21 protein-coding genes are annotated in these 23614 nt (G+C 44.2%); 17 read left to right on the top strand and 4 right to left on the bottom strand.

Annotation, left to right across the window (positions count from 1 at the left end):
• Positions 1–189 precede the first annotated feature (189 nt).
• Positions 190–606, top strand: a complete 417-nt coding sequence (locus D1Z90_RS19230) for a hypothetical protein (RefSeq protein ID WP_147378801.1) — start codon at positions 190–192, stop codon at positions 604–606.
• Here the strand turns inward: D1Z90_RS19230 and D1Z90_RS19225 are convergent.
• Entirely contained in the window at positions 593–1108 is a 516-nt protein-coding gene (locus D1Z90_RS19225) for a Crp/Fnr family transcriptional regulator (protein WP_119912419.1), read from the bottom strand. The genes D1Z90_RS19230 and D1Z90_RS19225 overlap by 14 nt on opposite strands.
• Before the next feature lie 72 nt (positions 1109–1180).
• Here D1Z90_RS19225 and D1Z90_RS19220 point away from each other — a divergent pair, with 72 nt between their 5' ends.
• From D1Z90_RS19220 to D1Z90_RS19205, 4 genes are all read left to right on the top strand, one after another.
• The gene (locus tag D1Z90_RS19220) at positions 1181–1912 is read left to right on the top strand and encodes an SDR family oxidoreductase (protein ID WP_119912418.1); all 732 of its coding nucleotides are present in this window, start codon (positions 1181–1183) and stop codon (positions 1910–1912) included.
• Positions 1912–2355 (top strand): DUF2141 domain-containing protein, encoded by a 444-nt coding sequence (locus D1Z90_RS19215; protein WP_119912417.1) that lies wholly within the window; start codon positions 1912–1914, stop codon positions 2353–2355. The genes D1Z90_RS19220 and D1Z90_RS19215 overlap by 1 nt, the downstream gene beginning before the upstream one ends.
• Positions 2356–2364: 9 nt before the next feature.
• A complete protein-coding gene (locus tag D1Z90_RS19210) occupies positions 2365–3036 on the top strand; it encodes a TVP38/TMEM64 family protein (RefSeq protein WP_119912416.1) in 672 nt (223 codons plus the stop codon).
• Between the two features lie 82 nt (positions 3037–3118).
• Entirely contained in the window at positions 3119–3418 is a 300-nt protein-coding gene (locus D1Z90_RS19205) for a hypothetical protein (RefSeq protein WP_147378800.1), read from the top strand.
• A gap of 46 nt (positions 3419–3464) precedes the next feature.
• On the opposite strand, the gene D1Z90_RS19200 is transcribed toward D1Z90_RS19205, so the two are convergent.
• Complete coding sequence (locus tag D1Z90_RS19200; protein WP_119912414.1) at positions 3465–4685, bottom strand: sugar efflux transporter; 1221 nt, start codon at positions 4683–4685, stop codon at positions 3465–3467.
• 148 nt (positions 4686–4833) lie between these two features.
• On the opposite strand from D1Z90_RS19200, the gene D1Z90_RS19195 reads away from it, so the two are divergent.
• The 3 genes from D1Z90_RS19195 (at position 4834) to dsbB (ending at position 6937) form a co-directional block, all read left to right on the top strand.
• Positions 4834–5715, top strand: a complete 882-nt coding sequence (locus D1Z90_RS19195; protein WP_119912413.1) for an AraC family transcriptional regulator — start codon at positions 4834–4836, stop codon at positions 5713–5715.
• 12 nt (positions 5716–5727) lie between these two features.
• The gene (locus D1Z90_RS19190) at positions 5728–6132 is read left to right on the top strand and encodes a DNA breaking-rejoining protein (RefSeq protein WP_119912412.1); all 405 of its coding nucleotides are present in this window, start codon (positions 5728–5730) and stop codon (positions 6130–6132) included.
• A gap of 280 nt (positions 6133–6412) precedes the next feature.
• Positions 6413–6937 carry a disulfide bond formation protein DsbB gene (dsbB, locus tag D1Z90_RS19185; protein WP_232525315.1) on the top strand — a complete coding sequence of 175 codons (525 nt, stop codon included), beginning with the start codon at positions 6413–6415 and terminating at the stop codon, positions 6935–6937.
• A 6-nt stretch (positions 6938–6943) separates the two neighbouring features.
• Here dsbB and D1Z90_RS19180 read toward each other — a convergent pair whose 3' ends face one another.
• Complete coding sequence (locus D1Z90_RS19180; RefSeq protein ID WP_158587195.1) at positions 6944–10264, bottom strand: ATP-binding protein; 3321 nt, start codon at positions 10262–10264, stop codon at positions 6944–6946.
• Positions 10265–10684: 420 nt separating this feature from the next.
• Here D1Z90_RS19180 and D1Z90_RS19175 point away from each other — a divergent pair, with 420 nt between their 5' ends.
• From D1Z90_RS19175 to D1Z90_RS19135, 9 genes are all read left to right on the top strand, one after another.
• Complete coding sequence (locus D1Z90_RS19175) at positions 10685–12364, top strand: ABC transporter substrate-binding protein (protein ID WP_119912410.1); 1680 nt, start codon at positions 10685–10687, stop codon at positions 12362–12364.
• Positions 12365–12448: 84 nt separating this feature from the next.
• On the top strand, positions 12449–13426 hold the full coding sequence (locus D1Z90_RS19170; RefSeq protein ID WP_119912409.1) for an ABC transporter permease: 978 nt from the start codon (positions 12449–12451) through the stop codon (positions 13424–13426).
• 10 nt (positions 13427–13436) lie between these two features.
• Positions 13437–14381, top strand: a complete 945-nt coding sequence (locus D1Z90_RS19165) for an ABC transporter permease (RefSeq protein WP_119912408.1) — start codon at positions 13437–13439, stop codon at positions 14379–14381.
• Entirely contained in the window at positions 14374–15195 is an 822-nt protein-coding gene (locus tag D1Z90_RS19160; RefSeq protein WP_119912407.1) for an ABC transporter ATP-binding protein, read from the top strand. The genes D1Z90_RS19165 and D1Z90_RS19160 overlap by 8 nt, the downstream gene beginning before the upstream one ends.
• Complete coding sequence (locus D1Z90_RS19155) at positions 15192–16145, top strand: ABC transporter ATP-binding protein (RefSeq protein WP_119912406.1); 954 nt, start codon at positions 15192–15194, stop codon at positions 16143–16145. Before D1Z90_RS19160 ends, D1Z90_RS19155 begins: the two co-directional genes overlap by 4 nt.
• 299 nt (positions 16146–16444) lie before the next feature.
• Positions 16445–17830 carry a COG3014 family protein gene (locus tag D1Z90_RS19150; RefSeq protein WP_119912405.1) on the top strand — a complete coding sequence of 462 codons (1386 nt, stop codon included), beginning with the start codon at positions 16445–16447 and terminating at the stop codon, positions 17828–17830.
• Between the two features lie 9 nt (positions 17831–17839).
• Positions 17840–18445 carry a penicillin-binding protein activator LpoB gene (gene lpoB, locus D1Z90_RS19145; RefSeq protein WP_119912404.1) on the top strand — a complete coding sequence of 202 codons (606 nt, stop codon included), beginning with the start codon at positions 17840–17842 and terminating at the stop codon, positions 18443–18445.
• Between the two features lie 52 nt (positions 18446–18497).
• Positions 18498–19898: a DUF6844 domain-containing protein gene (locus D1Z90_RS19140; protein WP_119912403.1), complete on the top strand. Its 1401-nt coding sequence runs from the start codon at positions 18498–18500 to the stop codon at positions 19896–19898.
• A gap of 8 nt (positions 19899–19906) precedes the next feature.
• Positions 19907–21034, top strand: coding sequence for a hypothetical protein (locus D1Z90_RS19135; protein ID WP_119912402.1), 1128 nt, complete (start codon positions 19907–19909; stop codon positions 21032–21034).
• Between the two features lie 41 nt (positions 21035–21075).
• On the opposite strand, the gene D1Z90_RS19130 is transcribed toward D1Z90_RS19135, so the two are convergent.
• Entirely contained in the window at positions 21076–23154 is a 2079-nt protein-coding gene (locus tag D1Z90_RS19130) for a heparin lyase I family protein (RefSeq protein ID WP_119912401.1), read from the bottom strand.
• Positions 23155–23614: the final 460 nt, after the last annotated feature.

The following is a 23614-nucleotide window of genomic DNA, read 5'->3' as shown; positions in this document are numbered from 1 at the left end:
AGAATCACTTCCATGTATCGTGCTCAATGATCTGATCGCAGTTTTCGAGAAAGGTTCCCTATTTAGTCAACAACGCCGCTCATTGGCATACTGTTTGATGAATTAAGAGGAAACACAGAAGAGCAAAACACAGCTGTAGCTTGCCTAGCATTTCTATTCTTTGTTGTGTCTGCTGTATTCGCATTCTATATGGAACATTTCGTCAAAATATATTCCTTGATTGGCGTGACAGCAATTGCCCTTTACCAGCTAAATGACTTTAAAGCCGAAAGATTAGAACAGTTAAAAGAAGAAGCGCTCTATTTCTCTTCAATTCAAATTATTAGGGGCTACCTAGAACGCTGTTATCTTATTTGCTTTTTGATTTTCTTTTCGAATTTCTTGCCAAAAGCCGGTCACTTTATCATGAGCTGGGTAGGCCCTGCGATAGGTCTAGAAGTACCAATCATCTACCTCAACCTGTCCCTTAGCGGTATCTGGTCAGTTTTTGCGATAGAGCTGGATCCTATCAGCATCATTGAAATCACCTTGCTTATCATTTCATTTCTAACTGCAATGTATTACCGTCAAAAAGTACGGCGAGATAAGCAGGTTATTGATGAATAATTCTGCTTAAGGCTACGGGCGTTATACCCAAGTATTTGGCAATATCACCTTGCGTAACATAATCGTAAATATCCGGCTTTCGCGCCAACAACGCTTGATACCTTTGCTGAGCACTTAAACAAAGTAGTTCGTATTCTCTTTGTTCTTTTTTCATCGCAAACGCCATTAATATTTTGATCATATGATTCGCACTCGAAAGATCTTTTTCGGCTTGGCGTGCTATATCAGCATAAGCTAGGCGCACGACTTCGCATGAACGTAATGCCTGTAAACTAAAGCTGGCCTTTCCTCCTTGAAGCGCTGTCATACTGGCAATCACATCGCCTGAAAATAAAAACGATTTAATAAAATCTTTTCCGTTTTCATCACTGTAATAGCCCTTAAGTACACCACTTTGAATCACGTATAGGTGTTCACAGTTTTGCCCTTGCTGGAAGATAAAGTCTTTTTTGCTATAGCATTGGCGAGTACCAAACTGCATAGCCATTTGCTGAAAATCCATCTTGTTAACCTATGTTAATGACCTAGCACCATCGCTGACTTAAGTTAATAGTCATTAACCAAGGAGCGTATAATGAAGCTAAAACAAAAAACCATTGCCATCACGGGTGCGACATCCGGCATTGGTCTGGCACTAGTCGAGCAACTTTACGAACATAATCAGTTAATTATCATTGCCCGAAACCAACATAAAATCAATCAGCTAAGTGACAAGTACCCCAACCTTATCTGTATCCAAGCCGATCTCACCAATCAACAGCAAATTCAACACGCTGCTGAGATATTATTAACCCGTTGCCAACAACTCGACGTGCTCATCAATAATGCAGCGGTGCAGCATTGCCACTACTTCACCGATAAGCAGTTCTCCCCCGCCAGCATAGACCAAGAAATCTCCCTTAACTTTAGCGCGGTATGCCACCTCACTTACCTTTGCTTACCCCTGCTTAAGCAAAGCTCCCAAGGCACAATATTAAACATCAATTCCGGGTTGGGCTTAGTGCCAAAAACCGCCTCTGCCGTTTATTGCGCCACCAAAGCGGCTTTAAATCACTTTTCAATTAGCTTGGGCGAACAACTCAAGCCTTATAACATTTCTGTTTGCCAGGCATTTTTGCCTTTAGTAGACACCGCCATGACGCAAGGCCGTGGCACCCACAAACTGACCGCAACTCAGGCGTCATTAGCCATTATTAACGGCATTAAACAGCAACAAGTGCAATGTGATATTGGCAAGGTGAGATGGCTAAGACTGCTACAGCGCCTTATGCCCAGTGCCGCGCTATCGCTTATGAGGAAATACTGATGCCTCATTCAAACACACTGTTAAGTACAGCCTTCTACGGCTTACTCGGAGCAACATCTATGGCGGTATGCCATGCTAATTCATTGGAAGTCACCATCAATAACATTGACACCCAGCGGCCAGGTGTTATTCGAGTCTACCTTTTTACTGCAGATGGCTTTCCTAAACGCCACCAGCAAGCTTTACAGCAACAAGTTTTCACGCCAAGCCAGCCCGTGCGTGTCAGTTTTCGCCAAGTACCCGAGGTTTTTGCAATCAAAGCTTTTCATGATGAAAACAACTCTGACTCTTTAACCAAAAACTGGACCGGGATTTTCCCCGCTGAAGGCTTGGCTTTTTCAAATGGCGCCACCTTGCGTTTTCGCCCACCCAGTTTTGCTAAAGCAAAACTAGAGTACTCACAAACCTCTGGCAGCATTCAACTAAAAATGATTTATCCTTAAGGAAGCCTTATGCGTGCATTAATAAAAATTATGTTGGTATTAGCGCTGATCTTTGCCAGCACCTTTATTATTCTTAAGCTCTCCGGAGCCATTGACCTAAACAATATCAAAGCTTGGTTATACCAAGCGCAAACTCAGCATCAAGGCTACATAGCACTGGTGATTGTGTGCTTATTATTTGCCGACTTATTTATCGCAATGCCCACATTGAGCGTCATGATTTTAAGTGGTTATTTTCTCGGGCAACACTACGGCAGCTTAGCTGCAATTACGGGGGTCATGCTGGCGGGTATTTCAGGGTATTGGCTTAGCTTTTATTACGGTAGCAAGTTTGAACGCCTGTTGGTAAAAGATACAGCGCAACGGCAAGAAGCTCACGACTTGTTTAGTCGTCATGGCATCATCATGATATTACTCGCTCGGGCAATGCCTATTCTACCCGAAGTCTCGGCGTGCATGGCTGGCGCCAGTAAAATGCCTTTTATGCGCTTTATAACCGCTTGGACCATCAGCTCTGTGCCTTACGCCATGATAGCGGCATATGCCGGATCTATCAGTAGCCTCGAAAACCCCAAGCCGGCTATTTTTACCGCTATAGGCTTAAGCTTAGGGCTCTGGTTGGCTTGGTTTTATTACCGCAAAAATCAATTAAGCCTGAATAAAATCAGTAAAGGCTTATAAATCCATCATGATTAATTAATGCTCTCGCTAAGCAAGTAACGACTGGCTAAATTGCCGGCACCATACTTACGAGAGCAAATTCATGATACGAACATTCGCAGCATTAGCCATGATACTCACAACTTTATCACTGCAAGCTCACCCAGGGCGAACCGCTTCAGACGGTTGTCATTATTGTCGGACCAATTGCAGTTATTGGGGAGAAGTAGCTAAGGCACGGCATTGTCATTCTGGCAACAGTGTTGAGCCCGACTTTCCAATGCCCAACAATTCAAACGACATTAACGAAGTGCCATTGAGCCAAGATAGCACCATTGATTTGCCAAGCGCCTTTAATGAAGAAGAAATTTTACTTTCTCCCCGCCAGCAAGATAACGGCTAAAACGTTTTACTACTTCGCTCGGGGCAAACGCTCAGCCCCGTCTGCGTTACCCTGCGCAAGGCGGGGCGACAAAATCGTCTGAAATAGGTGCTGGCTTTGCTTCTTTTACCATCATTAACAAACACAGTGCGATAAGTGCTGCGCTGAGACTCACAGCGAATACGGCGTAATAACTCATATATTGCGCAACTAAGCCGACCCCTAGGCTACCCACTAACATACTCAGTTGCTGGGCATTACCAAACAATGTGGTGGCCATGCCCATGCGGCTTTTCATAAGATCTTGAATTAGCAGCATGCCTAAACAAGCACTGATGGCAATAAATACGCCATTGAACAACTGTAAGGCAAGCAGTAGCCACACTTGTTCGGTCATTAATAAGCCCGCATAAAAAATGCTGCCAGATACCAAGCCCGCTAACATCAAACGTTTGTTGCCAAGCTTGGGCGCCAAGTACCCCACCAAGATCATAAATGGGATTTCAAACAAAGCAGCCAGCCCCATTAAATAACCCGCCCATTGCGAGCCAATGGCTAACTCTTTAGTTAAATACAATGGCAGCGCCGTAATATACATATTATTGGCAGAGAACATGGCCACGGTGCTCAGCAGAAACAACACCACTGAGGTATTTTTAAGCCAATTATGGTCAGTCCCATGGGTGTCAGCGCGAGTGGTTGCTGCGGCACTCTCGCGAGTACTTTGTCGATACTCAGGTAAAAAAGCCACCATTACTAGCATCACTAATGCACTCACCGCTGAAATGACAAACGTAATGCTAAAACCGAACTGTTCTTTTAATAAAAATGCCAGTGGCGGCCCGATAACCCAGGCTGCAGCAATACCGGCACGCATGTAAGATAAAAACACCGTTCCTTTCGCGCCTAGTTCACGGTCAGAATATTCTCGCCCAAGAGTAAACGTTTGTGGGATAGAGCAAGCACTGATGCTTAAAAACAACACTACAGTCACCAGAGCTAAATAAAAGTCACGGCTGGCAGCTAGCACGAGGGCGCTAATAGCAAAGCACACCTGCGCCGCAATCACGATATATTTTCGGCTCATACCTTGGTCTGAACACTTGGCTAACCACGCCGAAGCCACCACACCACTTAATACCATCACAGCTAAAAAGCCGCCCATTTGCACCGGGCTCGCAGACAACTCATCCACCAAATACAACCCTACCAAGGGAAACATAAAGGCGGTACTTAAGCCACAAAACAAAGTGGCGACCAAAAAAGTCAGCTGGGTTTTATTAAACATCTTGATTACTCGCAGGCTATAACGGCCACTCTGGCCAAATCAGGAAGGTATTTTATGTGATACCACGCAAGGTTGTGATGCATTAATTGCAACAAGTGGTACTATTAGGTCAATAGAAAGTTTACTTTTGATTTATAAAGAATACTCCATGAAGCCTTTCATCGAAAAAGTCAGTCGTGAGCAAAACTTCAAGTGGCACTTGTTACAGTCTTACCAGTGCAATTGCCAGTTTGAGTGGCACTATCATCTTGAGTACGAAGTGGTATTACTGCGTAATAATTTAGGGCAACTGTTTGTCGCTGACTATATAGGAGAATACGGCCACAATACCTTGGCCATGTTTGGCCCACGATTGCCGCATACCTCGGCAATGCATCAAGACATAGAGCAGCATCATGGTGTGAGTATCGTGTTGTGGTTTAGTCATCAGTGGGTAAGTGAACTTATCGCGACAATGCCAGCACTCAGTTCACTGCAAACACTGCTCAGACGTGCGAGCCAAGGCATTTTATTCCCCGTAGAAACCGCAGAGGCCATGTTCCAAATACTGAATGGCTTTAATGAACTGCCGTCCATTGAACAAGCCAGCCGCTTTGTTCAAGCGCTAGCAACACTGGCACAAAGCCAAAAACAAACATTACTCACCAGCGCCAAACCCGTAGACCTTGAGCTGCTTTCTCATGAACAAGACAAGGTAGAAAAAGCCACCGCTTATATTGCGCAGCATTACCAACAACCGCTTCCTATTGAAGCGTTAGGCCAGCACTTACATAGCAGCACCAGCAGTGTTCAACGTTTGTTTGAAAAGCATTTCAATGAAAGCTTTTCCACTCATTTAAAACAATACCGAATAGGTAAAGCCTGTGAACTACTATTAAACACTGAGCTCGCCATTGCGATCATTGCAGAGAAAGTGGGGTTTGGGAACTTATCGAACTTTAATCGCCAATTTAAACAGTGCAAGCACATGACTCCAAGGCAGTTTAGAACCCGCTTTGAGCAAGCCCATGCAACCACTCAACCGTCTTAAGGAGCTTACATCTTGATCAAAAACTTTATCTGCAGCGCAACCTTGCTGCTAAGCACTTATGCCACGGCTAGCAATGGTCCCATTCACATCTCCGGCCAGCATCCGCACCCAATTAGTGGCGAAGTAAAAGGTTATGACATGGTGTTTTATCAGTTCGATGCAAAGAAAGGGCAAACCTTAGTTGTCGATTTTAAAACCGATAACCTATCAAGCTACTTCAACCTTTATCAACCTGACAGCTATCCCGATAACGGCGCTTTTTTTATCGGCTCAAGCCAAGGCAACCACATGGCTCAAACACTTGAAAAAAGTGGCCAATACACATTGCAAGTCTATTTAATGCGTAATGCCGCAAGGCGAAATGAAGCGGCTAAGTTTAGCTTTGAAATACAGCTCACTGACGATGCTGAAAAATAGTAGTCAACCTCTATCGATAATCTCAAATTTACAGTTTGTTTTTTACAATAAGAAAAACCAGACTATTTTAATCATGACTTCAACTTACCTCTAAAGAGGTGATTTTTGACATTTTCTTCACAAAAAACACACGTTCTATCCAATGACAGAAGTCAAGTGTAAACGAAAGGTTATACTTTTACATTGCAAGTCCCATCCAAAAGCATTAGTGATAAAGTATCTCTCTCGTGACCGCGATTTTAGTCCTTTCAAAAAACCCTATATATTTCATGGTTTTTTAATGGATAAAACAATGGTTATGGATTTCCTTAAAACATTCGCATCAAAGCGCTTATCATGGCTATTACTTGCGGGCTCTGCTTTCATGTTAGAACTTACTGCTATTTACTTTCAGCATGTAATGTCATTGCAGCCTTGCATCATGTGTGTTTACGAGCGCCTAGTCATGGTGGGCTTGATCAGTGCGGGTTTAATTGGCTGTATCAACCCGAAGCAAAAGTATATTCGCTGGCCCAGTTTTATGCTTTGGGGTTACAGTGCATTACAAGGGGTATCTTTAGCAAAAACACATGTTTACGTGCAGTCAAACTACACGCCTGAAACACATTGTGACCTGGTGCCTAACTTTCCTTCTTGGATCCCATTGCATGAGTGGATGCCATGGATGTTTCAACCAACAGGAACATGTGCTGAAATAGCTTGGCAGTTTTTGGGGTTAAGTATGCCGCAATGGTTGGTTATCATTTTCTCCGTTTATTCAATCACTTTTGTTGTGTTTTTGGTACCGCAATTGCTAAAGCGATAGTCGCCGTCATTTACAGTTGATATAGCGCTTAATCTGTTCGCAGCTTATTTCAATTTGCGCCAGGTAACCTTGGCTCTCTTTATCCCCGCACGCCACTGCAACATTCTGTTTCACGAATGTTGCAGTGCGAAGCACATCCCGCCAGCGCGGCTTTTTGGGCAAGGTTTCTAATAGCAGGTATTTATCCAAAGTACGCGTTTGGGCACTAGAGCGATCTAAGTACACACTCCATATTTTACTTTGCTCAGCTAGCTCAACTTTAGAGTGGCCAGCAGCGTTCCACAGTGCCAGTGCATGATTCATCACTGTCACCAAATCCTGTCGATAATCGCTTTCAATTAGCTGCTCACAGTGGAGAGCTTGGCCATTGTCAACGTTTGATTTGGCACTCAAAGTACTCAGTTCATCGCCTAGTTCATGGCATACCAGGCTAATTTCAGCGTAGTCGCTATAGGCACTGATCAAAGACGCTGACACTTGCAAGGCTCTAGCGTCTTGCTCTCCTCGTTGTAGCGTCAGCCTAGCCTCCAATTGCCCACGTTGATTCAGGTTAGCCAGTAACTGATTCACCTCAGCGGCCATAAAAAAGGTGCTGATGTCTGCCCCCAATAATTCGCATTCTTGGCAGCCCAGTAATTTGACAGCAGCATAGTTGCAAAATACAACCTGCTGGAAAGGATTTATATTAATGATGGCGTCTTCTACTTGTGCCAGCATATGCTGCATATTTTGCTGACTTTGTTGCAACATTTGTTCGACTTCAATGTGTTTCGCCATTTGCTGCTTCAAGCGTTTATTTTCTTCACTGTGCTGTTGGCTTTGCTTCGCGCGGATCAGGCTACCCACCCGTGCCAGTAACTCGTCTTGTAAAAACGGTTTCATCAAGTAGTCATTAGCGCCAACTTGAAATCCTCGCAAAACATCTTTAGTCCGCGTTTTAGCTGTGAGCATTAAGATGGGTAAATCAACCAAACCTTGCTGAGCACGAATAGCAATGGCCACTTCAAAACCGCTGATACTGGGTAACATGACATCAAGGATCAGTAAATCAAAAGGCTGCTGCGCCAACAGTGTTAATGCTTGCTGGCCGTCTTGGCATAGCTGTGTTTGATAACCTGCGAGGGATAAATGGTTATGTATCACCTGTAGATTCATGGCTTCATCATCAACCACCAGCACCTGCCCCAACGATTGCAGCTCGCCTTTCACGGCACTTGGCAGTAAAGAAACAGGCTCCACCAGCAAAGATTGGCGTTGGTTTAACGCCTGTTCACAGCTTGTTAATACCGGCCGCTGCGTCATGGGCAAACAAAACTCGAACCGACTGCCTTGGCCAAGTTCCGACTGGCAAGCCAATTGGCCACCCATTAATTGCACTAATTGCTGGCTGATTGCTAAGCCAAGTCCACTACCACCTTGAGTACGGGTTTCACTGCCATCTACCTGCTTAAATGGTTCGAAAATCACGGCGAGATCAGATTCAGCAATGCCAATACCACTGTCCGTCACCGCAATCGATACATGTCCGCGAGCAGCCTTTACCGTCAATGTTATTTGCCCGCGGCGGGTATATTTCATCGCATTACTGAGTAAGTTGTGCAGCACTTGTTCCAAGCGAATACTGTCGGCTATTACCACATGATCTTGTTTTGGCAGGTCGGCATGCAGTTCAACATAAGGATTGCTGAGATTGTGCTTGGCTAACTCAAATACTCGCTGCACCACAGGCAAAACAGCCACAGGCTGCAATTGAATACGCAGGCGATTATCTTTAATTTGATGAAAATCGGTCAGGTCATCCACCAAATGGGCTAAACGCTGCGCACCGCTTAACGCGAGATGAAGCTGCTGCGATTGTTGTTCATTGCAAGGACCCGCAACGCCATTTAGTAACGACTCTGTTATACCAATAACCCCCGTCAGGGGGGTACGCAACTCATGGGACGTATTGGTCAGAAACTCATCTTTAATTTTATCTGCTTGTACCAACTGTTCATTTTGTTGGTTTATCAACGCGACTTGCTGCTCCAGCTGCTGGTTGGTATCTCCAATCACTTGCAGTTGTTGCCGAATAGCTTGCTGCATCAAACTGAACTGCGAGGCGAGCTGGCCAATCTCATCGCGCCGCGATGTGCCAAGGATTTTTTTGTGCCAATTGCCTTCTGTCACCGCTTTGGTGGCAAGCATTAATGAATGCAATGGCCGAGTAAGTGATAGGGCAATCAAATAAATCATCACCGTCATCACCGCGGCGGAAAGCAAGCCAATGAAAATAATAAGGTTGCGAAACTTAATATTACTGGCTTGTACTTCAGAGGCCGATTGTTCGGCAATAATACTCCAACGCGTATTGAGGAAGTCACTAAAGGTATATGCCGCAAAAGTCGCTTGTCCTTTGTAATTAACCGCCTTCATAACCCCGTTAACGCCCTTTTGGGCTTGAATGCTGGCATTAAGCTCGACCGGAAATTTCGCCCGCTCAGCTTCGCGGCTATCGCGATGACTAAAAATTATCCCCGCTTGATTGACCAGGTAACTCTCGCCCGTTGCGCCCAGCCCTTGTCTGCTCGCCATCATGTTTGCCAAAGCGTCGGGGGGTAAAACAAAAGCAATATAACCAGAAAAAACTTCATGATTTTTTACCGGTAACAATAAATAGCTTCGAATATCATGGCTTTTGGGGTCAACGATAAAGTCACTGAACACTATGACCTCTGGCGCAGAATTCGGCGCTAAGCTCTCGGAAAGACGAAAAAAAAGCTCAGATAAAGGCGTGTTGCGGTAAGCCGTAGACGTTAAATCAGCAGTAAAATAAACCCCTTTACTGTTAGAGTACACCACCCGACCAGTAGGGTTGACCAATAAAATATCGCTAAAGTCCGACGAGCCAATAAAATCACTGAAGCCATCATCAAACCTTTCATAAACGTGATTGTAACTGCCTACTGTCATGCCAAGCTTCGACGGTAGCGCTTTAAAATGGCCCGATTGAGTGTAACTATCTCGTAACAGCTGAGCCGCTTTATCTGGGCTATCGTCGATAAGATCAAACGCATACGAAAAACCATAAAATCGGCTCATGGCGTAGCGTACAAAATCGGTGTTACTAAAATGTAAGGCTTGTTGCCGCAAACCTTGCATATGCTGTTGCAAGGTAGCTTGCTTATTTTGCGCAATGGCAAACAAGGTGTCGTAGGCTTGTTTTTCATTATTGCTGACAAATGAAAAGTGAAAGACTGCCGCAATAACAGCAATAGGTGTAATAGACAATAGCAAGAACGCAACACTGAGTTTGGCGCGAAAACTGATGTCCTTCATCGGCCGCATTAGCATACCATCCAAGCTATCAACAAAACATCACCCTAGTGTCATTGAGGCGGTGAAGGAGTCAAAGCAATATTGCGTTTTAAGCGATAATTATTTGAGCCAAATCTCATCTTCATCAATCGCGCATCCTCTCATAACAACATAAACAAAATGGTTAAGAAATGAATACGTTAGCTTATTTCAGCCCGTAAACGTGAAACACCGCACAAAAGAAACCAAGTAAAACCAGCAACTAAAATAATTAAAAATCAGTAGCTTGAATGTTAAATTTGTCGATTTTTACGGCTAAATTAACGACATTTCACTTTGTTGTAACAATTGCAAAGTGCTTAGATAAGGTCATTGCTTCAGCACTGAATTGAGCAGCATCAGTGTAATAGGCATAGCAACCTCTCACTCTACTCAAAGGACATGAAGACGATGAATCGATTACTTCCTTGTGCTGCCGCCGTATTATTAAGTGTTGGCATCAATACACATGTGCAAGCTGAATCAAGCAAAGCTGTGCTAAACATTGCCCCTACACAAATAACGTCTTGGGTTCGTAATTTTAATCCCTACAATCAAACCACCATTTTGCCCACAACCAATGAATACATCTATGAACCATTGGCCATCTATAATCCAATGCAAAATGGCAAAGTACACTACCGACTTGCCGAGTCGATGGCATTTAGCGACGACCTCACTTCGGTGACTTTCAAATTAAGAAAAGGCGTTAAGTGGTCAGACGGCGAGGCCTTTGATGCCAATGACGTCAAATTCAGCTTTGATCTTGTTAAACAATACCCTGCCCTTGATAACCGCGCCATTTGGAAACGCATTACAGGTGTGGAAGTGATTGATCCGCAAACGGTTAAATTCAACCTTCCAACACCAGACGGCGGTGCAGGTATTGAGATTGTGCGTGTACCTGTGGTGGCTGAACATATTTGGAAAACGGTGAAAGACCCCGTTACTTTTACTAATGAAACCCCGGTAGGCACAGGACCATTAACGGAAATTGAGCGTTTTACCTCACGAGTTTATGTGCAATGTCGTAACCCACACTATTGGGACAACAGCAGCTTAGCCGTCGATTGTGTTCGCCTGCCTCAATTGGCCAACAATGACCAAGTATTGTCTGCGGCGCAAAAAGGTGAACTTGACTGGTTTGGATCTTTTTTACCAGACATAGATAAAACTTACGTAGCCAAAGATTCCAATCACCATAAATACTGGTTCCCTGCTGGCTCTATGGTGGCGTTTAACCTTAACTTAGAGTCTAAGCACCCAGGTAATAAACAAGCCTTTAACGATATTAACTTTCGCCGTGCGGTGTCTTTAACCATGGACCGCGGCAGCATGGTCAACATTGCTGGCTATGGTTACCCCACCATCAATGAATATCCCTCGGGCTTAGGCGCAGGCTATCACGCTTGGAATAACCCAGAAGTGGATAAAAAGTATGGCCAATACTCGCGCTATAATATTCAAGCTGCTAAAGCATTACTGACAGAATCAGGATACAAAGACCAAGACGGCGACGGCTATTTAGACAACCCAGATGGCAGTGAAATTGAGTTTTCTATCTTGGTACCCAACGGCTGGACAGATTGGGTGAACACTGTGCAAATTGCGGTGGACGGTTTGCAACAAGTGGGCATTAACGCCAAAGTGAAAACACCAGAAGCGCCCGCTTGGGGCTCAGCTTTGATTGACGGCTCTTATGATGGTGCCATTAACGCGTATTTCGCCGGAGTGACGCCACACTTAATGTATAACACCGCCTTTCATAGCTCACAGAAGGGCAAAACGCGGATGAGCTCTACTCGCTTTAGCACCCCCGAATTAGATGCATTGCTGGATAAATTTTACGCCACTACAGATAAACAGCAGCAGCAAGAAACCATGAATCAAATTCAAATGATCGTGGCTGAGAACATGCCGTTTATTCCGGTATTTAATAACCCCAGCTGGTATCAATACAACTCAGAGCGTTTTGATGGCTTTTTCAATGCGGAAAATCCTGTAGCCAAGCCACAGCCCCACCCTGGCGTACCAGAGCGCTTACTGCACCTACTTAACCTCAAACCTAAAGCTAACGCCAGCAAAGGCTAAGGCCTCACGTTTGCTTTTCCTCATGGCAAGCCTTGGGGGCTGAAAAAGCCCCCATTTTTCTCACTCTCTTTGTAGGAGCGATTTATGGACTTTGCTCTACGCCGTTTAGGGTTTTATTGTTTAGCCTTTTTCTTTGCGGCATCGTTTAATTTCTTTTTGCCCCGTTTAATGCCGGGCGATCCCATCACGGTCATGTTTGCGTCTCAAGGTAACCCGTTACCGGTAGAAAGCATGGCCGCTTTGAAAGCAACCTTTGGCTTCGTTGACGGCCCTTTATACCAACAATATTTTACCTACCTAAAAAGCGTCTTTACTTGGGATCTTGGCCTCTCAGTAAAATACTACCCTCTGACGGTTAATGAAGTGATCAGCCGGTCCATGATCTGGACGCTATTTTTGGTGGGCACTTCTACCTTAATCAGCTTTTTCATTGGCTCTTTTGCTGGCATCTTAGCCGCTTGGTATCGAGGCAGTTGGTTAGATACATTTTTGTCGCCATTATCTCTGGTGATGCAATCTATACCGGCGGTCGTACTTGCTCTGCTTTGCATGTTTGTCTTTGGTGTCGCCCTTAATTGGCTTCCCTACTCTTATGCCTACGACATTGAGCTTGATCCCGCTTGGACTTGGCAATATATCCACAGTGTATTAAGCCACGCCGCGCTGCCCATCTTCTCTCTGGTCATAGTGCAAATTGGCGGTTATCTGCTGACCATTCGAAATAACTTAATTAATTTACTGGGCGAAGATTACATCGTGATGGGCCACGCCAAAGGGTTATCAGAAACACGGGTAATGCTTAATTACGGAGCCCGCAATGCGCTATTACCTTCTATTACCGCTTTTGCCATGACGGTAGGCGTGGTGTTAGGTGGTTCATTGATCACCGAAGTGGTATTCAATTACCCAGGGCTTGGTAACACCTTGTACGAAGCCATTGTTAATCGTGACTACCCTGTTATTCAAGGGCAGTTACTCATCATGACCTTAGCCATGCTCAGCGCCAACTTTCTGGCTGACTTAGCCTACGTCTATTTAGATCCTCGCTTGCGCCGAGATTAAGGAGCTTCACATGAATGGATTTTTAAAACTGCTGGCCAGAAATAAGAAAGTCGCCGTAGGCTTAGCCATAGTATTAACCTACATCATGATTGCTGTAATGGCGCCATTACTGACCAGTCACGAACCAAACAAACGTGTGGCGAGGCCCCACCAAGCGCCATCAGCTGAGCACGTAATGGGGACGACCCGAATGGGACGAGACGTTTATCACTTATTTATGCACGGCACTAAAACCTCTCTCGCGGTAGGATTGGGAGCCGGTTGTATGATAGTGATTTTAGGCACCGCGCTGGGGGTTTCAGCGGGCTACTTTGGTGGCAAGGTGGATGAAATCATCAGTCTTATTACCAATATTGCCTTAGTGATTCCGCAGCTTCCCTTATTGCTAGTTTTAGCCGCTTTTATTGGCGAAGCCAGTCCGTTAACCATTGCCATTATTATAGGGTGCACCAGCTGGGCTTGGGGCGCTCGTGTAACCCGTTCACAAACCCTTACCCTGCGAAATAAAGAGTTTATTCGCGCCAGTGAATTAGCCTGTGAGCCCGCTTGGCGCATCATTTTTGTTGAGATATTGCCCAACTTAAGCTCCATCATAGGGTTAAATTTTTTGGGCTCTATCATCTATACCATCATCACTGAAGCCACTTTAGAGTTCCTTGGCTTAGGCGACCCTCTCGCCGTCAGTTGGGGCACCATGTTGTATAACGCGCAAAATTCGTCAGCCATGACCGTCGGCGCGTGGTGGGAAGTATTAGTGCCATGTTTGGCTATCGCCATATTGGGCATGGGCCTCGCCTTACTGAATTTTGGCATAGATGAAATTGCTAACCCACGCCTGAGAACATTCAGCGGCATGAAAAAGTTTAACAAACGCATCAAACAATTACGCCAGAAACAAGCCATAGCTGGCGAGCCCACCCCACAAGCCAAAACGGAGGTAGCTTACGATGGATAGCCATAACACATTAGAAGTGAACCGTTTGTGCGTTGATTACTTGTTGGATGACAGCGAGTTTCGAGCGGTAAAAGAGGTAAGCTTTAATATCAGAAAAGGGGAAATCTTTGGTCTGGCTGGCGAAAGCGGTTGCGGCAAAAGCACCATTGCATTTGCCATTACTCAACTGCTGAAACCCCCAGCTTACATTTCTCAAGGTGAAATTTTACTTAACGGTGAAAACACCCTCACCATGGATAAAGCCACCTTGCGAAAAACGCGCTGGAACAAAGTCAGCATGGTATTTCAAAGTGCAATGAACAGCTTAAATCCAGTGCTCACGATTGAAGAACAATTTCGAGACATGTTTTACAAGCACAAGGGGTACGACGAGCAAGAGAGTGCGCGACGTGCTACACAGCTGCTGGATTTAGTCGGCATTGAGGCCAACCGGCTAAAAGACTACCCGCACCAGTTTTCGGGGGGGATGCGTCAACGTATTGTGATCGCTATTGGCTTGGCTCTTAACCCGGATTTACTGGTGATGGACGAACCCACCACCGCCCTTGACGTTGTGGTACAACGGGAGATCTTGCTACAAATACATGCCCTTCGAAAGGAGTTTGGTTTTTCTGTTTTATTTATCACCCATGACCTTAGCCTGATGACCCAACTGTGCGATCGCATCGGGGTGATGTATCAAGGTGAACTCGTGGAAGTGGCAAAGGCCAAAGACATTTTACTCAAGCCGCAACACCCTTACACCCAAAAGCTCTGGCACAGTATTCCCGCCGCATTTGAGCAAAGCATGGCAGTTGAAGAGGCAAGCTTATGAACACAATAAATACCGCAAATAACGCGGTGATCAGCGTTAAAAACTTAGTGAAAACCTTTAATACGGGTAAAGGCCGCCATAAAAAACAAGTGCACGCGTTGCGCAACGTCAGCTTTGAATTAAAACCAGGAAAAGCCTTGGCGCTAGTAGGAGAAAGTGGTTCAGGTAAAAGCACGGTGGCCCGCCTATTAACTAAAATGCACTTACACACCAGCGGTGAAGTGCTATTTAAAGGGCAAAATATCGAGCAATTTAACTCTCGCGCTAAACTCGCCGATTACCGAAGACAAATCCAAATGATCTTTCAAGATCCTTACGGTTCATTGAACCCGGCTCACACCATTTATCATCATATTGCACGGCCATTGTTTACCCATGGCCACGTGAAGACTAAAGCTCAAGCCAAACAAAAAGTGGCCGAGCTATTGCAGCGCGTTGAGTTAGCTCCTGACCTCACTATGGCCAAATTCCCACATCAATTATCCGGCGGCCAAAGGCAACGGGTCTCCATTGCCCGTGCCATCGCCGTGGGCGCAGAAGTGATTCTCGCAGACGAGCCCACCAGCATGTTAGACGTCTCTATTCGCCTTGATATTTTAGAATTGATGAAAAAAATGAAACAAGAACAAGGACTCACATTTTTATACATCACCCATGATATCGCGACCGCCCGCTACTTTGCAGAAGAAATAGCCATTATGTATCAAGGGCAAATTGTGGAATGGGGGGATACTGCCACTGTGATTGATAATCCGCAGCACCCTTATACCCAACTGCTGCTTTCTGCTGTGCCAACTCCTCACATTAGCTTTGATGAAGCGGCTATTAATGGCGCTGAGTTATTGGCTCAAGCTAACGAAATTCGCGAGCAAAGTTACTTACCCATCACGGATATTATTCAACATGGCGAAAACCACTTCGCCAGCCAGTATCAAACCATAAACGCGTAATTGGCAACGCAATCAAAGCCCAGCATGTAGGATCACTCAAGCAGCATACTGGGCTTTAAGCATGACAAAAGCACGAGCAAAGCTGAACCTAAGCTGAAAGCATTAACAATTACCGACACCTCTCCCCCTACCTCAGCACTCAAAAATAACACAATATATTACAGTAACTTAAAAAATAATTTCACAAAAAAACACTGATTCACACCACGCAATCACTCTAGTGACAGAATCCTTGGTTCAGCCTTCATTAAGAATATTTACTTAGAATCCCAGGCATCACAAAACAAATAGGTTTGACCATGAAAAAAACACTGATAATTGCGACCTCTCTTTTAGTAACAGGTTGTGTCACCACTGCCATGCAAAATAACCAATACGACTCATTTGAGGCCCATATGAGCGGAGCCGATTACTTACAGGCTTCTATCATCGCCAGTGATTACGCAGAACTGGATGATAAAACGGGTCAAGTTGACGATTTATTGTGGGCAATGCAAACCGGTGCGGCGCTGCGTTTTAATGGCCAATATCAAGAATCTATCCAGTACTTTGACGCTGCCGAACACGTCATGAAAAGCGAAGACACTGAAAGCGCAGTAGAAAAAGGCGCAGAAACGGCAGGCTCCATGCTGGGCAACGACGCCATGATGGATTATGAGCAAACTCAGTATGACGGCATTATGGCTAATACCTACAAAGCCTGGAGTTTTTGGCAAGCCGGCGATACCCAAAATGCACGGATTGAGTTTAATCGTGCTGAAGACCGCCAACGTCGCGCAGCGCAGTACTTTGCCGATGAAATTACCGAGCAAAAAGAGGCCATCGCTAATGACGCCGGTGAAAATTCTGATGCGGTAAAACAAAGCATGAGCTCGCCAGAAACAAAAAAAATCTTAGCTCAAGAAGGTTTTTCACCGCAGTGGCAAGCTTATGAAGGCTATATCAACCCTTACACAACTTACTCTAACGGCTTATTTTTCATGCTTAATGGCCAGTCTCGTGCTGACTACCAAAAAGCCGTTGAGTCGTTTAAACGCGTTTACAGCATTACCCAGTCAGCAGCTGTTAAAACAGACCTGCAAATGGCCCAAGCTCTTGCCAAAGGCAAAAGCACAGACAACTTTAAACACGGCGTATGGGTCGTATTTGAAAACGGTCAATCTGCGGTACGTGAAGAGAAACGTTTGGACTTACCGTTAGCGATTTTCAAAAACTCCAATGTGAAGTACACAGGTATTGCTCTACCTCGCCTTAAAGCACGTAGCAAAGCGTATGAAAATATCACAGTAGCGGGCTACAAAACCCAAGAAATCGCTGACATTGATAAAATTATTGGCGCCGAGTTTGACCAAGAATTCCCGTACATCTTAGCCCGTGAAATCACACGAGTCACACTCAAGACCGTGGCTCAAGCGCAAATCGAAAAAAATGACGACTCCGGCATCGGCGGCTTAGTCGCAGGTATTGCTCAAGCAGCAACTACCGGTGCAGACATTCGCACTTTTTCTGCTTTACCGGCGCAATACCAGTTAACGCGCTTTGAGAAAACCAGCAATCAACTTGAGCTTCAAATTGGCCAACATTCGATTCCTGTAACGCTAAGCGATGATGCCAAGCACCATATTATTTATGTCAAAGCTATCACGGCTGCCACTGAGCCACGCATCGATATTATTAATATTTAAGGTCGTACCATGAAAAAGTTAATTGTCGGCACTCTATTCACCGCATTGGTGCTAACCGGTTGTAAAACGAATACGCAATACATCGATCCTGCTGATGCTGAGCAAAATATTACCGTGGGCTTGTCTTACGCAGATTTTCAACTTGCGGCACAAACCATGGCCGATGAAATGATTGCATCACCCTTGTTAGTACACCCAAAAGCCGCTCAAGGTGGCCGTTACATTTTGCATGTTAACAACATCACCAACGACACCATGCAACGTGTAGACACAGATCAATTGGTGAAGACGATCCGTGTGCGCCTATTGAATTCAGGTAAGTTTGTGGTGACCACAGCATTTAACGGTGAAGACAATATGACAAAAGACGTTCGTGGCCTCAGCGATTCAGAAATGGTGAAGAAGTCTTCAGTGAAGAAAAGTGGCACGGTACTGGCGCCAGATTACTCACTCAGCGGCAAAATCTTACAGCGCAATGCCAGCTTAGATAATGGCGACACTCGCATTGAGTATTACTTTCAACTGACCTTAACCAACCTAGAAAATGGTTTGGCATATTGGGAAGGCGAGAAAGTCATCGGCAAGCTCTCTGGGGCTGATACGGTCGCTTGGTAATAGGCATTTTTATTAAAGGGGCTTCGCCCCTTTTTTGTTTTAAGGTTTAAATATGAATAAGATCGCACTTTCTCTCGCCGCATGCTTCATGGGCTTTGTATTGTCCGTTTCTGCGGCAACATCTTCCGAAGCAACCCTAAAAAATAATGACGGTATAGATTTAAGCAAAAGCGAGGACAATACGCAGGTCGCCAAACCTAAAGTCGACCCAAAAGATCAAGTTGAAGCACAGGTGCAACAATTTACTCGCCAAGCGCGTAAACAAATCAAAGCTGCTGGTAAGGAAAACTCGGTATTTTTCTACGAGGGCGTGGCCAGGCTTGGCGCCAATAAAAGCGACCCTTTGTGGTCAGAATATCGTGTCGCGGCCATCAATGAGGCGGTATTTAAAGCCAAAGCCAACTACTTAAAAAGTTTAAACAACAACACGATCACCGAGCAAGTCAAAGATTACTTTAAAGCATCTGGTTTGCCAGAGCCTACCGCAGATGATTTTAAAACGGGTAACAAATTAGAACAATTGCTGGATAAAGCTGTTGCCGTTGCCGACGGTAAACTCAGCCAAGAGCTCAGTGAAATGGGCATGGACGTCAACGAGTTTAACGCTGCCCCGCCTAGCCAGCAGCGCACTTTATTTAAAGAGTTTATTGGCACCAAAACCATGCGCTCTGCCTATGGCGATCTTTCCGGCATGGCGGTGGCACAGATCTTTGAAGTCATTGAAGGCGATGGAAAAGGTGCTATTGGCGTTGTATTGGTATTGTCTAATAAAAAGCGCCAAGAGCTGCAAACCTTGCATGATGCCCGGGGCAATGTGCAACCTATTCCAGAGAAAGCCAATCCCGCTAATGCCGATATCTATGAGCGTTTAGCCAATATGGACGAACACCTTTACGCCGAATATGGCACCACGCTTTGGTACGACGAGAAAGGCTATCCCGTACTGGTTACCTTTGGTCAATCTGGCGTACGCTTTGTGCAGGATGATGACGAGCGCGACGTAGAAAGAGAAGCCGCCATGGGTGATGCTGAAGACAGCGCTTGGTCATTACTGGCAGGGACTTTAAACATGGCAGGTGACTTTGCCAGAGAAGCAACCAAAGGCAAACAAAAAGAGAAAAAACAACTGTTTGAACTCATTAATGGCGGCGTGCGTAAATCTGAAACGGCGGGCATAGAAACCTCCATGCTCAACACTGTGGAAGAAAGCACGAAAATGCGCGCTTCATTACATGATATTACCGGAGTCAATGTGGAATACCGCTGGCGCAAAACTCACCCACTTACTGGCAAAGAGATGGTAGGTGTCGTCTTGGTTTGGCATCCCGTCTCGATTCAAAATCATGAAGACATTCAAGCTGGTCGCGAGTCGAGCATAGAACAAAACGAAGCCGATCATGGCGAAGGTTTTAGCTCACAGTCCATCAATCACTTTGACGCAGAAGATTTCTAGGAGCCAATATGAAATACCTAAGTGGCTTGCTACTGTTATTGGCAAGTGCTCAATTGTCAGCGGAAATCATCAGTGTAAAAGCCAGCGGCCAAGGCGCCAACCTTGAAACCGCCATTGATGCGGCGTTAGTGCGCGCGGTTGAGCAAGTATCAGGGGTGTCGATTGACGCTAACAAGACGTCGATAAAATCCCTGACGAGAGACAACGAAGGCACTGAATTTAACAGTGCCAGCGTTAATGGTTTACAAAAACAAGCTGCCGGTAAGATTAAGTCTTACCAAGTGATGTCAGAGCAATGCGACGACCAAGGTTGTCAGGTTCAAGTCATTGCAAAAATTGAGCGAAGCCATCATGAGCTTCGCCAAGAAAAAATGAAGCAGCAAAATAAGAACCGTCGCACCATTGCGGTCGCCAACTTTAGTGGCAGCAAAGGCAAACAGCTCAGCACCGAGCTAGAAGGTTTATTGGTGAAAGACCGCAAGTTCAGCGTGCTCAATGATACTGGCAGCGCGAACTTAGATTACATCATCGAAGGTAAAATGCTCACTGCAGCCACCCATAAAAAAGTGGTGGATAAATCACGCACTGTCGAGCTCACCGGTGAATACATCAAAGACGTGAAAACCTACTACAGCTCAAAAGTCGTGGTAGAGTTTAAGGTGATTGATCTGGTCAATGACCAAGTGAAATGGTCGGACACGATTACGACCACCTCTAGCCGAGCAAACTTGAGTTATTTACTTGAGCTCACTGCTAAAAAAGCTTTCGACCAACTGAAAAGTAACATCTACCCACTCGTAATCATCAAGGGTGATGATAATAGCATCATGCTCAACTCTGGCGGTGATACGGTGAAAGAAGGGGAAATTTACGACGTATTTTCAGCAGGGCAAACCATTATCGACCCCACCACAGGCGAAAGCCTAGGCGCGGTTGAGCGCAAAATTGGCCAAATCAAGGTCACCAGCGTACTGCCTAAGCTGTCTTATGCCACCTTAATAAAAGGCGACATTGACGCCGTTGCGACCAAGCAAATTGCCCGTAAAGCCAAAGCCGCTCCGGTCAAACGCAAAAGCCGCAAGGCCAGTAAATCCAAGCCCAAAGCAGAGCCTGAAAGCCCAGGTATAGTGCTATAACAAAAAGGCCAAGGCATTTGCCTTGGCCTTTTCTCATATAGCTAAGGCCTCATCATTTCATAAGTCGCGCCTTCGCTACCCACTTTCATTTCATCGATAAAAACTTTTCTAGAGGTGATATGTTGGTAATCAGCCCAACTCCAACGGTATAAACCCCACTTAGGGTAAGTCCAATGATTACTTGAATCTTCATGATAACCAACAGGGCCATTATACTCAGCAGCTAGCTCACCATTTTTCCAAATTTTAACAAACCCATTTTTGGTGTCATGCTTCACTTGGAAAACCCAATCGACCCACGTATTTTTTTCGTATTCTCCGAGGTCAATATAATGCTTCTTCACCATAGGTATTGGTGAGTGCTCAGCGGTTCCAGAAACAAAGAAAGTATACCTACCAGCATCCGTCATTAATGCATAAGGGGTTGATATCTTTCTGCTCCACTGACCATCGCTAGGATAAGTATGTACTTGGAAAATACTTTCTTGTCCTTGGCTGTAATTGTAATTGCCAGGTAACCGACTAGAGAAAGAATACCAACGCTCATAATTTTTCTCTTTGCTTACTGGCCCCACAATCTCTGAGCGATAAGAGCCTCGAACTAAGTTGTCAGTAAAGTCATCAAAACTTTTTAAGTTAAACTCACCGGCAAACCAACCTCTGCGAGCGTATTGGCCAGCAACGGTTCGAACTGAATAGTCTATAGGCTTGTTTTCTAATACCTCAAATTCAGTGTCGTCAGGCCAACTGTTATCCCAATTAATGGTCCAAAAAACATTGCTTAATGGAAATGATGGGATTTCCTTAAGAGGCAGTTTACTGCCTGATTGAAGCGACGAAGGTATGTTAGGAAGAGTGACGTTATCACCAATGAATAATCCGGGATCTTCCTCTTTAATAAAGCCATTTTTTATATCAGCCGCTACAGCCTTAACCATAGTTTCATCCATCATCTCGCCGACAACTATTTGACTGTTATTTTTTTCATCATGGTAAGTGTTTGAAAAAGTGTTACCATCTAACGTTATGTTTTTATAACTTCCTTTGGCGTACAAATTAAACCTAATAGCTTGATAAAAATAATCATTAGCCCCATTGCTTTTTGTATCAAAATACAAACCATCAAAGTGATTATTAGATACAACCAATTCATACATAGGATTAACCAAAGGATAAGACACATCATTTTGATCATATGGTTTTAATTTCAAACCATATCTATGGTCCACAATAGTGTTACTATCGAAAACCATAGAGTAAAAATTTTCTTTCTCTCCAAATGAAGAAGGTATTACATTAACGGCGGCTCTATTCCCTGAAAAGAAGTAGTTACCTGTAACTTCTAGCGCGTCATAAGACTGGCTAGTAATAGTATCTGCCGTATTATTAAAAAAGTAGTTATTAGATATAGTTACAAATCTATTAATGACATTTGATTTAAGAACGATACTGTTACTATTAGCAACAAACGTATTGCCTGCAATTTTTATTTTGTTAATACTTGCTTCTTCATCGTCCTCTTGACTTCTATTTATCGCTACACATTCGTAAAATTCATTATTCTCGAAATTTAAACCTTCAGAATCATACTCTAAAGCTGATATCGATATACAGTCATCATTAAAACCTGAAAACTTATTAGACTCTATCAACACATCACTGCCACCATTGAAAAAAAACCCACTGTCAACGCTATTCAATTTTGTTCTATAGCCTTTAAAGTTAAAACCTTCAATAATTAAACCTTTTGGGTTTTCGAATGACCATACATAGCTTCCAGAATAAGGAGTGGCATATTTGTAATTGCCGGTTTTTCTAATAAAGGTATTCCCAGTCCCCTGAATTTTAACACCATCAGGAAATGAATGATTAAACTTCACCTCTTTATAAAAATCAAACTCACCACTTGGAAATTTAACTACATCACCTGTTTTCAACTGCTGGATCAAAGATTCGAATTCTTTAGTATCGTCGATTCCATCATCAGGAAAGATTCCGAAATCCACCACATTTATCACATTTAAGTTATTACTTTCGTCTGAATTAGATAGAGTGGAAGCAGATGCAGTTGAAACGAAACAAGTGCATATACCTGCTATAAAAAGTTTTACATTGTTCATTATAGAACCTCTTACAATGAAACAATCGGCCTTAAATCCTTTTTCTAATTCCTTTAGTTGTGCAGCCCATCGTAAATATTATGGTTGAGATACCCGACAATTTTTACTCATTTAAACTTCGCAAAAATAGCATCAGGTTACCGGACAGGCAGAATCTAATACTTTTCTAATACTTTACATAGCGATCTTCATCACAATAAGTAAAATAAAAAACAACAAAATCTCCAGTGCATTGTTTTTTATGGGTTTTACTAAAAATGCAGAAGTTCAAAAACAGATTCATGATCACACAAAAAATTAAGCCTAATACCTTAGTCTTGTCGATTTAACTGATTTAGAGCAGTGGCATAAAAATAGAATTCAGTTTTTTTCATAATTAATGAGGCGTTGTTGACTAAATAGGGAACCTTTCTCGAAAACTGCGATCAGATCATTGAGCACGATACATGGAAGTGATTCT

This window comes from Motilimonas pumila (assembly GCF_003596335.1).
In the GTDB taxonomy this organism is placed as follows: domain Bacteria; phylum Pseudomonadota; class Gammaproteobacteria; order Enterobacterales; family CBDFNC01; genus Motilimonas; species Motilimonas pumila.
The sequence above is the reverse complement of the archived record's forward strand: the minus strand, read 5'-3'. Positions and strand labels throughout refer to the sequence as shown.

Coding starts and splice junctions, on each gene's coding strand:
- D1Z90_RS19170 (WP_119912409.1), top strand. CDS start 12,449: ATGGACTTTGCTCTACGCCGTTTAGGGTTTTATTGTTTAGCCTTTTTC.
- D1Z90_RS19155 (WP_119912406.1), top strand. CDS start 15,192: ATGAACACAATAAATACCGCAAATAACGCGGTGATCAGCGTTAAAAAC.
- D1Z90_RS19220 (WP_119912418.1), top strand. CDS start 1,181: ATGAAGCTAAAACAAAAAACCATTGCCATCACGGGTGCGACATCCGGC.
- D1Z90_RS19205 (WP_147378800.1), top strand. CDS start 3,119: ATGATACGAACATTCGCAGCATTAGCCATGATACTCACAACTTTATCA.
- D1Z90_RS19165 (WP_119912408.1), top strand. CDS start 13,437: ATGAATGGATTTTTAAAACTGCTGGCCAGAAATAAGAAAGTCGCCGTA.
- D1Z90_RS19195 (WP_119912413.1), top strand. CDS start 4,834: ATGAAGCCTTTCATCGAAAAAGTCAGTCGTGAGCAAAACTTCAAGTGG.
- dsbB (WP_232525315.1), top strand. CDS start 6,413: ATGGATAAAACAATGGTTATGGATTTCCTTAAAACATTCGCATCAAAG.
- D1Z90_RS19130 (WP_119912401.1), bottom strand. CDS start 23,154: ATGAACAATGTAAAACTTTTTATAGCAGGTATATGCACTTGTTTCGTT.
- lpoB (WP_119912404.1), top strand. CDS start 17,840: ATGAAAAAGTTAATTGTCGGCACTCTATTCACCGCATTGGTGCTAACC.
- D1Z90_RS19180 (WP_158587195.1), bottom strand. CDS start 10,264: ATGCGGCCGATGAAGGACATCAGTTTTCGCGCCAAACTCAGTGTTGCG.
- D1Z90_RS19135 (WP_119912402.1), top strand. CDS start 19,907: ATGAAATACCTAAGTGGCTTGCTACTGTTATTGGCAAGTGCTCAATTG.
- D1Z90_RS19215 (WP_119912417.1), top strand. CDS start 1,912: ATGCCTCATTCAAACACACTGTTAAGTACAGCCTTCTACGGCTTACTC.
- D1Z90_RS19160 (WP_119912407.1), top strand. CDS start 14,374: ATGGATAGCCATAACACATTAGAAGTGAACCGTTTGTGCGTTGATTAC.
- D1Z90_RS19230 (WP_147378801.1), top strand. CDS start 190: ATGGAACATTTCGTCAAAATATATTCCTTGATTGGCGTGACAGCAATT.
- D1Z90_RS19140 (WP_119912403.1), top strand. CDS start 18,498: ATGAATAAGATCGCACTTTCTCTCGCCGCATGCTTCATGGGCTTTGTA.
- D1Z90_RS19225 (WP_119912419.1), bottom strand. CDS start 1,108: ATGGATTTTCAGCAAATGGCTATGCAGTTTGGTACTCGCCAATGCTAT.
- D1Z90_RS19150 (WP_119912405.1), top strand. CDS start 16,445: ATGAAAAAAACACTGATAATTGCGACCTCTCTTTTAGTAACAGGTTGT.
- D1Z90_RS19210 (WP_119912416.1), top strand. CDS start 2,365: ATGCGTGCATTAATAAAAATTATGTTGGTATTAGCGCTGATCTTTGCC.
- D1Z90_RS19175 (WP_119912410.1), top strand. CDS start 10,685: ATGAATCGATTACTTCCTTGTGCTGCCGCCGTATTATTAAGTGTTGGC.
- D1Z90_RS19200 (WP_119912414.1), bottom strand. CDS start 4,685: ATGTTTAATAAAACCCAGCTGACTTTTTTGGTCGCCACTTTGTTTTGT.